We start from the raw sequence: 14,243 nt of genomic DNA, 5'->3' as shown, positions 1-14,243 counted from the left end.
TGGGGATAATTTTGGCTTTGAATAATAATTTGAAAAAAGGATGTAGTCTCTGAGATTGCGATCGCTAGAATTCTCAACTAGACAAAATAGACTTTCTCAAGTAAACGAGATTGGCATGGATGAATAAAAAAGTGGTCTCCAGAAAACATCTCTAATTGGAACGAATTTTGGGTTTGCGATCGCCACCCCTCTAACTCTTGGATAGTGACTTCTTGGTCTTGTAGTCCACCAAAAGCAGTGATGGAGCATTCAAGTGGTGGTTGTGGAGTGTAGACATAAGTTTCTAACACCGCAAAATCAGCCCGAAGTAGTGGAATAAGCAGTTGCATCAATTCGGTATTTTCTAACACCGAATCAGGTGTTCCATTGAGACGGCGAAGTTCTTGGTGAAACTCAGTTTCTGGAAGTGCATGTATCGGTGGTTTGGGTGATGGAATTTGGGGAGCGCGACTAGCAGAAACAAACAGATGAGATGCTTGTTTACTATATTCTTGACGAAGATAGCGAGCAAGTTCAAAACTGAGTAAACCACCCATACTATGACCGAAAAAAGCAAATGGCTTGTCTAAATATGGGAGGATAATGGGAGCGATCGCACTAACAAGGGGTTCAATTCGCGTAAATGGAGTTAATTTGATCTGCGTTCCCCTTCCAGGAAGTTCTACAAGACAGATTTCTATTTTTTGAGATAATCTGGAAACCCATGGACGAAACATTGCCGAGCTACCACCTGCGTAGGGAAAGCAAAATAATCTTGAGTCAGCTTCAGGATTTGGCTGAGGTCGTATTACCCATGAGTTAAATTGATGTTTAGTTATCATCAGTTTCTCCAGTTGATTTTTCCAGGTTAGATTCATCCAAATGAGGAGCATCTAATCTACCAGTTTGAATTAGATAGGATAAAAATCTATCAAATAAGTTCTTATTTACAGGTGGACATTTAATATTAGTTTCCTTCAAACTATTAAGGGTATTTTCACAGTCAAATTGAAGAGTTAAAGATGTAGCATCTGGGTCTGGTTCTTTCGACCAAAAAGGAACAAGGGGGTGCAAAGCGTTATCTGGAGATTGGCTAACAATAATCCGTAATTCTTCTCGCCACTCTGTACCAGGAATTTCTCGCAATTGATAACCACATGAACGTACCCAATTAATAATTTCATTCAAAGGGGCAGGATTCAAATTAATTAAGTGAAAAGCTTTGCCTAAAGATTCTTTTTGTTGAGATAAATGCACAATTGCCTTAGTCACAAAATCTACAGGAATTAAATTGATCATTTCCTCCCCTTGAGGAACACTTCCTAATTGAATGCAACCTTTGAGCATTCTAAAGGTGTTATCGCTAACATTCCCAACTCCAGTTTCACTATGCCAAATAATCCGTCCTGGTCTGTAAATACAAATAGGCAACCCGCGATCGCGTGCGGCATTTATCAGCTTTTCTGCAACCCATTTACTCTGAGCATAACCTGTATCTATAATTTCTTCGGGATTAATGACATCACTTTCTCTAACTATCTTGGCTCCCGAACCGACGTTTGGAGAAATCGCGTTAGTAGTGGAAATAAAATTTACTGGCTTAATTTTAATTTGACTAGCTAAACGCAAAATTTCTTGTGTTCCCAAAACATTAGTCGGTTTCAAAACAGAATAGGGGTACACAAAGTTAACCATTGCCCCGTTATGATAAATTATATCGATCTCACTTGCTAGGGTTGTAAATTCTGCTGCGGTTAGTCCTAACAGCGGTTGCGATAATTCTCCCACTACAGGTACAATTCGAGAACTGAAGGATTCCTGCCATAAAGAATAAGTTGTTAAACAACTGTAGATTTTTTGTTTTGCTGTTTCTGAATTAACTGCCCGTACTAAACAGTAGATATCTGCCTGAGTTTTTTGCAAAAGTTCAGCTAATAAAAATGAACCCAAAAAGCCTGTAGCACCAGTTAATAAAATCGCTTTTGGTTTTGCGGTTGACCAAATAAATGGTGTTTTTGGTAAAATCGTTGGGTCTAAAACTGCTTCCGCATTTAGATCGATGCGGGAAGAAATCGCTTTGACATCACCCGTCTTGAGGGCAATTTCGATTCGTTCCGCAAGTCCGGCAACGGTAGGTGTTTCAAACAACATACTCAAAGGCAAGTTAATTTGAAAAGCCTCGCGGACTCGAACTACAAGTTGAGTTAGTAGTAAAGAATGTCCTCCTAATTCAAAAAAATTATCTACAACACTGACGCGTGCTAAATTCAAAAGTTCTGCCCAAATTCCGGCTAATACTTTTTCTACAGCAGTGCGAGGAGCAATAAATTTTTGTTTGAGTTCCCCTACAACTGGTATTGGCAAAGCTTGGCGGTCTATCTTCCCATTAGCCGTCAGTGGCAAAGATTTAAGTAGAACAAATGCAGAAGGGAGTATGTATTCAGGTAATTTTCCTTGTAAGAAGCTACGTAATTCGCTTGTATGATGATTAAGCGATCGCTTACTTTGAGCAACAACGTAAGCTACTAAGCGCTGATCTCCCGGTGTATCTTCTCTCTGTATGACTACAGTCTGGGCAATATCTGGGTGCTGGTGTAATACTGCTTCAATTTCTTCTAATTCAATTCGGTAGCCTCTAATTTTGACTTGATGATCAATTCTGCCCAAAAACTCGATATTCCCATCTGGTAAGTAACGGGCTAAATCTCCTGTTTTATACAGCCGTGTTTGAGGGTTTAGACTAAAAGGATTAGGAATAAACTTTATTTGTGTTAGTTCAGGATGATGTAAGTAACCCCGTGTCACTGGAGCACCCCCGATATACAGTTCACCCTTGACTCCAATTGGAACTGGTTGCAGATAGCAATCTAACAAGTAAGTCTGCGTATTGGCAATGGGGCGACCTAGTGGTACTGTTGCTGATTTATATTGATAGCCATCTGGTTGCAATTGATAGGTTAGCACACCGACTGTTGCTTCTGTCGGTCCATAGTGGTTGATGATTGTGCATTCGGGGTCTAATTGCTGAATTTTTTTGATTAAATTCCAACTGGCTGCTTCTCCTCCTAAAATTAATCTTTGTTGAGGTAAAATTGACCGACTAGGAACAGATGTAAGTATGGCTTCTAGATGGGAGGGTACTATTTTTAAACAGTCGATGGAATGACTGCTGAAATAGTCAATCAGTGCTTCGGGGTCGGTAGCGCGTTCTTTGCTAATTATATGTAGACAACCACCCGTGGAAAGGGCAGGAAAGATTGCTGTGTTGCCTAAATCAGCAGCTAGAGTTGAAACCATCGCAAAACTGGCAGCTGATGGTAAATTTAGACGTTCAATAATACCATCAAGATAATTTAGTAACTGCCGATGCTCAACTGCGACACCCTTGGGTTGACCTGTAGAACCAGAAGTGTAAATGACATAAGCTAAGTTGGCAATGGTAATATCTGTATGGGGACTTTGTTCGCTTTCAGACGCGATCGCATCTTGGATTTGATCTAAGCAAACTACTTGAATTGCTTCTAGTGCAAGTTCTGTTGCTAAATCCTGTTGAGTTAAGAGAATTTGTGCTTGTGCATCCTGCAAGCGCAATGATAAATTCTCCACTGGTAAATCTGGATCTAGGGGTACGTAAGCACCACCAGCTTTGAGAATCGCCATTAGGGCAACCATTATATTAAGCGATCGCTCCATATAGATTCCCACTAATACTTCTGCTTGAACCCCCATTTTTTGCAGGTAATGTGCTAACTGATTCGAGCGAGCATTTAATTCTGCATAAGTTAGTTTTTGTTCTTCACATCTAACGGCAATATTATTAGGTGTGCGTAATACTTGTTCGGCAAATAGCTGATGGAAACATTTATTTGCCACAATTTCCGATAAGTCTACTTGGGGATGATTGAATGCGGCTAATAATTGCTGGCGATCGCTTTCATTTAATATTTCTAATTGCTCTATACTCTTATCAGGATTATTAACTGCACTTCTGACTAAATTCTGAAAATATCTCGCTAAAAGTTCAACATTTTCTGTACTAAACAAATTTACATCATAATGAAATGTTGCTGTCAAATAATTAGGTTGGTGATAGCAGGAAAGGTTAATTTTGAACCGCTCATTACAAGCAAAGCATTTATTAATGAAAAATCTAATTTCTTGCGCTTGATAATTGGTTTTTCCCGTCTGAAAATCGAAGCAAAATGGCAAGTAAACATTATCGGTATTACTATCTAATGATTCTACCCCATTTTCCCAGGTAAAATAATCTTCCCATTCTTCTGCAAGTTCTACCGATTGGTCAACTAATGATAATAATTGTGAAAATGATCGGGTTTTTTCTAAATTTGTGGAAATGGGTAAATATTTAGTCATTAGTCCGATGACAGTTTTTAACTCTTCGTATTTACGACCATCCGCAGCAATACCAATAATTATACTGGTATCATCTATAAATCTTCCTAATAAAATTTGCCAACAACTAAGTAGGAAACAAGAAACTGATGATTTATATTTGGAAACTACTGTTTCTATTTGGGCTAGTAAATCAGAATCAATTTTCCATTCATAGCAATCGACTTCAAATTGCTGATTACCATTGGATTGATTCTCAAAAGGTATTGAAACTCTAGATAATTTAGATAAATCATATTTTTGCCAATATTCTTTGCCTTCCTCTGTATCTTGTAGTAGTTCATTCTGCCATTCAGAAAATTGCACATATTGAATAATTTCATCATCCTGAGTTAAGAATTTAACTTTTAAGCAAGTATCGTAACACTGACTAATTTCTTGAACTAGATTTTTGATAGAATAGCTATCCGCAAAAATCGCTGGCAGAGTTATCAGCAATATACACTCATTGACTGATAACCTAATTAAACAGGAGCGTAGCGGCGAACCTGAATCTAAATTTGCACAATTTAACTTTTCTTGTTCACGCAAAGATGCAACTTGATGTGCTTGTTGTGAAGATACGCGATCGCTTAAATCAATTTCTTGCCAAATTAGGCATCCTTGAGTAGAAATTTTCTGTACTGGGGTTTTGATTCCAGGTATTTTAATAAAATTAGTCCGGAGAATTTCCTGTCGTTCAATAACTAATTCTAAAGCAGATTTTAAGATATTTGCATATAGATTACCGGTGATAGATATATCAGCTTGAACATAGTAAGCTTGGCTATTTTTTTGCAAATACCACACCCGTTTTTGTTGCGGTGAAAGACGAAAAGCATTAATAACTTGATCTTGTAATTGCATTTTGTTCAATCTCCTAAATTGTTATATCTTTACTATTGACAATTTCACCCATCGCCACAACAATTTTTCGCTTACCCATATATGGATTCCGTGCATGAGCCGTTAGCATATTATCCAGCATCAAAATATCTCCTTTTTGCCAAGTAAAAGTAACCTCAGCTTGCTTATATACTGCGCTTACTTTCTCAATTACAGATTCTTCAATTTGGGAACCATCCCCGTAATAAACATTACGGGGAAGATGATCTTCTGCAAATAACGACAACAGAGATGCCCGTACTGATTTATCTAAATAAGAGATATGATGTAACTGAATTTGATTAAAAAACACCCATTCACCCGTCTGAGGATGTTTAGCGATCGCTTGGCGAATTTCTCTCGTTTTTAGACCTCCATCTGGTTGCCATTCCCATTCAATTCCATTTTCATAACAGAATTTTTCCACTAATGATTTATCACTAGTGTGAAAAAAGTTTTGCCAACTCACATCTAACCCATCTGTGTAATTGCGGACATACATTAATCCTTTCTTGGCAAATTTTTCTTTTATTTCCTCATCCAGTAATTGATAAACTTGGCGACAATCAACCATTGGTGTCTCTCCCCCTGCCTCTGCTGGTTGTACACAGTAAAACCAGATTTTCATGGGATATCTATGCATGTGAGAGCTTTCATTATGGAATAAGATTCCTTGATCTGCTGGATAAGGAGTGGAACCGTAGATCTTTCCACCTAAACCTTCACGGGGTAAATCACCATATTCACCGAATAATTCCGGACAAATCGCTTGTGCAATATTTTCAAAATCAGATACAGAATTTATGTTAAATCCTCGAAACAGAATTGCACCATGTTTAGATAAATTATTTTGAATAAATTCTCGGTTATTTTTAGCCCAATCGACGACATCGAGGTCAGATACATTGGGTTGGCAAACCAAAGGTAAAGTTTCCCCCGACTGAAGATAATCAGTTTTGACTAATTCTGCTGGAGTTAAGCTAATAGCTTTGGGTTTAAGTGTTTTGAATTTTTGGAAATTACTAGACTGACGTTTTGTTTTTTCACGAATTTGTTGGTTGATCTCTTCTGGGGTCAGCATTTCTAAAGTACTAATTGTTGTATCGGGTTGGTTAACAATACTAGTAAGAAGAGTTTCAAAATGTGCAGAAAAACGTGCGATCGCGCTTTCATCAAACAAATCTGTTTTGTATTTCCAACTCAGAGAAATCTGGTCTTCTATTTCAACTGCAAATAAAACTAAATCAAACTTTGACTGCTCATCTTCAATTTCTAGAGGCTGTAATTTGATATCAGTAAGGATGATTTCTGTAGTTGGTGTATTCTGTAAAACAAATAAGACTTGAAATAAAGGTGTTTGCTGTAAATCTCGCTCAGTTGTTAACTCTTCAACCAGCTTTTCAAAAGGTAAATCTTGGTGAGCATAAGCTTGCAGTGTGACTTCGCGCACTCGCTGCAACAACTCCCGAAAACTGGGATTACCTCGCATATCTGTCCGTAAAACCAACAGGTTAATAAAAAAACCAATTAGTAGTTCTGTTTGGCTTTGTGTCCGATTAGCAATATCTGTACCGACAACAATATCATCTTGATGAGTATAGCGATAAAGTAAAGTTTGTAAACCAGCCAGTAAAGTCATAAACAAAGTCACATTTTCCTGGCGACTCAGTGCTTGAATTTTTTGTGATAAATCAACAGATAATTCAAAGTTGTAACTTGCACCCTGATAAGTAGTAGAATTTGATAGCGATCGCTGAATCGGTAAATTTAATATTGGTAAATTACCACCTAATAATTGCTCTTTCCAATAGGTGAGTTGAGTTTCTAACACTTCTCCCTCTAACCATTGTCTTTGCCACACAGCAAAGTCAGCATACTGAATTGGTAAATCTGGTAATGGATTACTTTTACCAGTACAAAAAGCCTCGTACAAAACAGTGAGTTCCTTAACTAAAACTCCCATCGACCAGGCATCAGATATAATGTGATGTATTGTCAGTAGTAAAACGAATTCTGTTTGACTTAATTTTATTAATTTGACCCTTAATAATGGACAACAAGTTAAGTCAAAAGCCTCCAGTTTTTCTGATAGTGCAATTTGTTTAACTCGCTCTAATTGCTCTGTATCTGTGAGTGACTCTATATCTATGATTGTTAATGGCAGATTCACAGCAGGAACAATAATTTGAATTGGTTGTCCTTCGATTTCCCCAAAACTAGTTCGCAAAATTTCGTGTCTTTGGATAACCTCATTTAAACTCTTTTCCAGTGCAGCTATATTAACCAATCCGCTTAAACTTACAGGAACAGAAATATTATAGAGAGGACTATTGGGTATTAATTGACTCAGAAACCACAACCTTTGCTGTGCAAAAGATAAAGGTAGTTTTTGCTCACGGGAAACAACTTCAATCGGTGGGTATACGGAATCACTATTTGCATACTGCTTATAAATAATATCCGCCAATCCTGCTATAGTGGGTGATTCAAACAAAGCGCGTAATGGAACCGTAAACTTAAGTTCATCCCGCACCCGTGACATAACTTGAGTCGCTAACAGCGAGTGTCCACCTAAATTAAAGAAATTATCTTCGATTCTGATCCCTTTAACATTTAGAATTTGTGACCAAATGACCTCTAGCTTTTCCTCAATCTGGTTACGTGGTTTGGTATATTTAGTTAATGTCTCTAATTGATTGGTATCCGGTACAGGAAGCGATTTTCTATCTACTTTTCCATTGGGAGTTAGTGGTAAATTATCCAACAGCATAAAGGCTGAGGGAATCATATAGTTGGGTAATTTTGATTGTAAAAATTGACGCAGGTTAAAAATTAATTCAGAAGTATCAACAGCATCTTTATAAATAATATAAGCTACTAAAATTCTATTTTCTGCGATATCTCCCCTTGCAATTACTACAGCTTCTTCCACTCCACTAAAATTTCGGATAGTTGCTTCAATTTCTCCCAACTCAATCCGGAAACCCCGTAATTTAACTTGATGATCAATTCGCTCAATATACTCAATTGTCCCATCGGCTAAGTAACGAGCTAAATCACCTGTTTTATACAAAGTTTTAGATGATTCATCAGCTAAATTAGTAGAAATAAATTTTATTTGAGTTAATTCTGGTTGGTTTAAATAACCGCGTGCTAATCCAGCACCACCAATATGTAACTCACCTACAACCCCAATTGGAACTGGTTGTAAATATTGGTCTAAAATATAGATTTGTGTGTTCGCAATGGGGCAACCAATCGACACTAAAGATTTAGTAGATAAATTATCAGCTTTGACTTGATAAATAGTTGACCAAATAGTTGTTTCTGTCGGACCATATAGATTCCATAGTGAATTACCTTTTGCTAGTAACTGCTTTGCCAAATCAGAAGCTAAACCCTCCCCACCACAGAGAATTTTTAATTGGGAACTACCCATCCACCGTGATGCTAATAGCATCCGCCAAGTTGCTGGTGTTGCCTGCATGAGAGTTGCACCTGTATGGGTGAGATACTGACTCAATAGTTCACCGTCCATTGTGATTTCTCGGCTAGCCAATATCAGACGTGCGCCGCAAATTAAGGGTAAATATAACTCTAATGCGGCAATATCAAAAGAAATGGAGGTGACAGCCAAAACTGTATCAGATGCAGTTAATCCCGGCTGATGTCGCATTGATTGTAAAAAATTGACAACACTAGCGTGAGTAATTTCCACAGCTTTAGGTTTGCCAGTGGAGCCGGAAGTATAGATTACATAGGCAATATGAGAAGAATTGAGAGGTAATATTTTGCAGGTACTAGTATTATTAACAACTTTATGCCAATCCGTATCTAGGCAAACAACTTGAGTAACATCGACACAGATGTGATGAAGTAGATGATTTTGAGTCAACAAAACCTGAACTTGAGCATCTTCGATCATCAATGCTAAGCGCTCTTGGGGATAAGTTGGATCTAGGGGTATATATGCACCACCAGCTTTGAGAATACCCAAAAGTCCCACCAGCATTTCTAAAGAACGCTCCACACAAATTCCGACTAAAGTATTTGCTGTCACTCCCAATGAATGCAGATATTGTGCTAATTGGTCAGCCTTTTGATTGAGTTCGCCGTAGGTTAGCTGTTGCTGTGGTTTCTCAGTAGTCGAACCTGAAGCCTCTACAAAAACAACGGCAACTGTATCGGGTGTTTTTGCTGCTTGCAACTCAATTAGTTGATGAATGCACAAATTATGTTGCCAATCTATTTGGGTGTGATTCCATGCAAATAGTAATTGCTGTTGTTCTGCCGCACTCAACAATGGCAACTCAGACAGTTTAGCTTGGGGATTAGCAACAATAGCATCAAGTAGAGTTTGGAAATGTTTCACCATGCGTGCAATCGTTGCTGACTCAAACAAGTCAGTACTGTATTCTAAATGTCCGATTAATCCGGTATCGGTTTCCGCTACAGATAAATCTAGGTCAAATTTCGCTGTGCGATCGCTATTTGCCTCTAAACTACTTAAAGTCACTCCTGGTAGTTCCAATATATGGGTAGGGGTATTTTGTAGTTGAAAGGCAACTTGAAATAATGGATGATGGTTGAGATGACGCTCTGGTTGCAATTCTTCCACTAACTTTTCAAAAGGGAAATCCTGATGACTATAAGCTTCCACAGTCACTTCCCGTACACGGGCTAATAATTCCAAAAAACTAGGATTACCTGATAAATCAGTCCGCAATACCAAGGAATTTACAAAAAAACCAATTAGCTTTTCAATCTCACCTCGGTTACGGTTGGCAATTGGTGAGCCAATACAAATATCATCTTGACCTGTATAGCGATGCAACAACACCTTAAAAGCCGCTAATAGGGTCATAAACAAAGTTACACCCTGATCACGACTGAGAGATTTTAAAGCTTGAGTTAAATCTTTGCCTACAATAAACGTCTCAGTTGCACCTCGAAAACTAGAAATAGCTGGTCTAGGTTTATCTAGGGGTAGGGACAATATAGGAATATGATTAAGTTGCTGTTTCCAGTAACTCAGCTGCTTTTCCCAAACCTCACCCTGCAACCAATTTTGTTGCCAAACGGCAAAGTCAGCGTACTGAATTGGTAATTTTGGTAAAGATGATAATTCCTCATCTGCACAAAAAACTGGATAAAGGGTAGCCAATTCATCTACAAGTAACCCCATTGACCAACCATCAGCGATAATGTGGTGTAAGGTAAATAACATCACGTATTCTTCTGGACTCAGTTGCAGTAAGTGTACCCGTAGTAATGGTCCAGATTCTAAATCAAACCCACAGGCTGACTCATGGTTAATCAATTTTTCTACTTCCTGCTGTGGAAGTGCTAACCCACTTAAATCCACTACTGGTATTGTTAAATGCAGAGATGAGGCGATTACCTGAATTGGTTGCCCTTGTTTACTTTTAAATGTAGTTCGCAAAATCTCGTGACGCTGAATAATTAAGTTCAGACTCTGCTCTATGGCTGTTATATTCAACCTACCTTGTAGTCTCACAGCCCCAGGAATATTATATAGGGGATTGCCTGGTTCTAATTGCTCGATAAACCATAGCCGTTGTTGAGCAAAGGATAAAGGAAAACAGTTAGTTTCCCGACTTTGAGGTTCAATCAAGTTCGTCGATTTTGTTTGCGCTTGTTGATTGAGTCGTTGCAGCAGCAGCTCGCGTTTTTCAGGGGAAAGGGCAGCAATTCGTTTGTTAATATCACTCATTTGTTATACCTAATTAGCTGTTTAACTGTATTTCTGCTTCTTATGCATCCTCTAGTTCTGCCAACATTTGCTCTAATAGTTTTTCATCCGTTTGATCGATTTTTTCTTGAGCAACCAAGGTCGCTAATTCGGCAATAGTCGGTGTAGCAAACAACTGACGTAAAGATAATTCCACTCCCAACGCGCTATACAACCGTGAAGTGACTTGCGTTAACAGCAGAGAATGTCCCCCCAAGTCGAAAAAATTATCATGTATCCCAACTTGCTCTAATCCCAATACTTCAGCCCAAATTTCTGCTAAGGCTTTTTCCACTACAGTTTCAGGTGGTACAAATGTTGCTTCTAACTCTGGTCTAAGTTGTTCTGGTGCAGGTAATGCTTGACGGTCAACTTTACCATTAGCAGTCAATGGTAATACTTTCAAAATTACAACCGCTGATGGCACCATGTACTCAGGTAGCATCTGTGCAACAAAATCACGTAAGTCGCTAGATTTTAGCTGTGTGTGGGAATAGGGTACAACATACCCCACTAAGCATTGATTGCTAACGCCGTCTGCACGGAGTAGAACTACAGCTTTTTGCACCTCTGGATGTTGAGTTAGCACTGCTTCAATTTCTCCTAACTCAACGCGAAAGCCTCTAATTTTTACTTGCTGATCGGTGCGTCCTAAATACTCAATGTTTCCATCGGACAAGTACTTAACAATATCTCCAGTTTTATACAATTTTGCTGATGGCTGTTGGCTAAAAGGATGATTAATAAACTTTTCGGCTGTCAATTCTGGACTATTTAGATAACCTCTAGCTAAACAAGCGCCACCAATATATAACTCCCCCGGTACACCGCAGGGTACAAGCTGTAGCTGTGAATCTAAAACATAAACCTGGATATTTGCTAACGCTTTTCCTAAAGGTACAGTTGCAGAGTTTGAATCAATCTGTTTAACTTGATAAGTTAGTACCCCGACAGTTGTTTCGGTAGGTCCATAATGATTAAAAATCTGGCAATTTGGAGCCAAGTTTTGAATATTTTTAATTAACTCCCAAGTACAAGCTTCTCCCCCTAAAATTAATCGTGTTTTTGGTAATAAATCTTGAGCGGATGAAGAAGTTAATAATGCTTCCAAATGCGACGGTACAATTTTGAGGCAGTCGATTGGATGCTCACGGCAATAATTAGCTAAGGCTTGTCCATTGGTAGCCTGTTCTGTCGAGATTAGGTGCAAGCAACCACCACTGCACAAAGATGGAAAAATAGCTGTGTTACCTAAATCAGCTGCCAAGGTGGAGACTAATGCGAAGCTAGAATAATTTGGCAATTCTAATTTTTGTTGAACACTGTGCAGATAATTGAGAATTTGCCGATGCTCTATGGCTACACCTTTGGCTTTACCAGTAGAACCAGAAGTATATATGACGTAAGCTAAATTTTCTGTGGTGACGTTGCTGTGGGGATTTTCTGAACTTTGGCTAATAATATTGTCACCGACTGTATCTAAACAAACCACAATGGGGGCGCTAAGTGTAGAGTGCTGCTGACAAATAATAACGTTGTTTGTTAACAATATCTCTGCTTGAGCATCTGCCAATCGTTCCTGTATGTTGCCTGTGGGGAAACTGGGGTCTAATGGTAGATACGCAGCACCTGCTTTGAGAATCGCCAGAATCGCTATGATGGCATCCATTGAGCGCTCTAAGCAGATGGCAACGATGGTTTCTGGCTTGACTCCTAATTTTTGCAGGTAATGAGCAAGTTGATTGGCACGGGTGTTGAGTTCGGCGTAGGTGAGTCGTTGATTGTTGTAGACAAGGGCGATGTTGTTTGGTGTCGATTGTGCTTGTGTGGCAAAGAGTTGGTGGATTAGCTGATCTTGGGGAAAATCTGTGTGGGTGTTGTTAAACTCGTGTAGTAATTGCAAGCGATCGCATTCTGTGAGAATGTGTAAATGACTGATATTGGCTTCGGGATGAGTAACAGCACTTGTAATTAGTTGTTCAAACTGGGCTGCTAAATTTTGAATGTTTTCAGCCACAAATAAATCGCCATGATAATAAAAATCTAGTTGAAGATTACCTTGCTTATACAGACAAGATAGCCTCAACTTAAATTTATCTAAGCATGTGTTGATTCCCTCGATATACCAGTTATTTATTGGTAGATTTATATCTTGGAAATCATAACCTAATAAATACTCTTGATGATTATTTTCCCAGTTGTAATATTCTTGCCATTGGTACGCCTGCTGACTATTCTCTGCAATCTGCTTTAAAACATCATTAAATGTCTGGTTTATTTCTAAGGCTACTTGACAAGGTAAGTATTTAGCTAGTAGTCCGACTGCACATTCTAATTCTTGATACTTTCTACCATCGAAACAGGTGCTAACGATTAGTTGACGATGACCAGTTATTTTCCAAAGTAGAATTTGCCAACAAGCAAGTAGAAAGTTATCAAGTGAGGTGGAATTTTTTTGTAAGAAAATGTTGATATTTTCTTGGAGATGGGGATTTAGAGTTAAAGTGATAGATTGCTGATTATAGCTTTTAATTTCGTGACTTTGTTTTTCTCCAGGTAGTTGAATATGAATATTTTTATCTAGATTTTTTTGTTGCCAATAAGTTTGAGTTTTTTCTGCATCGGCTGTAGTCAATAATTCATTTTGCCATGTTGCAATATCTACATATTGCAAAGGCTCCTCGGTAATTTCTTGGCTGTGTAAATAGTTGCTGTAAGTAAGATTAATTTCGCTGATGATATTTTTTTCAGAAACAACATCCCCACATAGCGCAGATAACTTTATCAACATTATGTGTTCTGATGGAGAAAGCATTAATAAATATATATATAAATAAGAATCTGATTCTAAATCAAAGGTTATTTTTTCTAACTCTTGAAAAATGTCTGCATGTTTTAGTTTTTTTGCTGGCGAATCTAAGTTACTTAAATTAAATTCCTTGTAAAATAAGAGATTTTCAGAATTAATAACTTGCAAAGGTTCTGTTAGTCCAGGTAGATTTTGAAAACTTGTGCGGAGTATCTCATGACGATTAACAACTTGAGTAGCGGCTGATTTGAAAAGATCCCGATTTAAATCTCCGGTTATCTTGACGGATAATTGAACATGATAATGTTGATGAGGATCGCTTTCCTGTAATTTACATATATATCTTTGTTGAGGTGATAATTGATAACCTTCAATGGATGTGAGGGAATTTTCGAGATTAAGTTCTTGCATGTTATTTATCTGAAT

Annotated in this window: 4 protein-coding genes; all 4 read right to left on the bottom strand. The window is 38.1% G+C overall.

The window, feature by feature from the left end; all coding sequences use genetic code 11:
- Window positions 1–77 precede the first annotated feature (77 nt).
- The 4 genes from CAL6303_RS12720 to CAL6303_RS12705 are packed head-to-tail and all read right to left on the bottom strand — an operon-like array spanning window position 78 to window position 14,228.
- Window positions 78–821, bottom strand: a complete 744-nt coding sequence (locus CAL6303_RS12720) for a thioesterase II family protein (protein ID WP_015198223.1) — start codon at window positions 819–821, stop codon at window positions 78–80.
- Window positions 811–5,238 carry a non-ribosomal peptide synthetase gene (locus tag CAL6303_RS12715; protein ID WP_015198222.1) on the bottom strand — a complete coding sequence of 1,476 codons (4,428 nt, stop codon included), beginning with the start codon at window positions 5,236–5,238 and terminating at the stop codon, window positions 811–813. The genes CAL6303_RS12720 and CAL6303_RS12715 overlap by 11 nt, the downstream gene beginning before the upstream one ends.
- Window positions 5,239–5,251: 13 nt before the next feature.
- A complete protein-coding gene (locus CAL6303_RS12710) occupies window positions 5,252–10,990 on the bottom strand; it encodes a non-ribosomal peptide synthetase (RefSeq protein ID WP_015198221.1) in 5,739 nt (1,912 codons plus the stop codon).
- Window positions 10,991–11,030: 40 nt separating this feature from the next.
- On the bottom strand, window positions 11,031–14,228 hold the full coding sequence (locus tag CAL6303_RS12705) for a non-ribosomal peptide synthetase (protein ID WP_015198220.1): 3,198 nt from the start codon (window positions 14,226–14,228) through the stop codon (window positions 11,031–11,033).
- Window positions 14,229–14,243: the final 15 nt, after the last annotated feature.

The organism is Calothrix sp. PCC 6303, from assembly GCF_000317435.1.
In the GTDB taxonomy this organism is placed as follows: domain Bacteria; phylum Cyanobacteriota; class Cyanobacteriia; order Cyanobacteriales; family Nostocaceae; genus PCC-6303.
The sequence above is the reverse complement of the archived record's forward strand: the minus strand, read 5'-3'. Positions and strand labels throughout refer to the sequence as shown.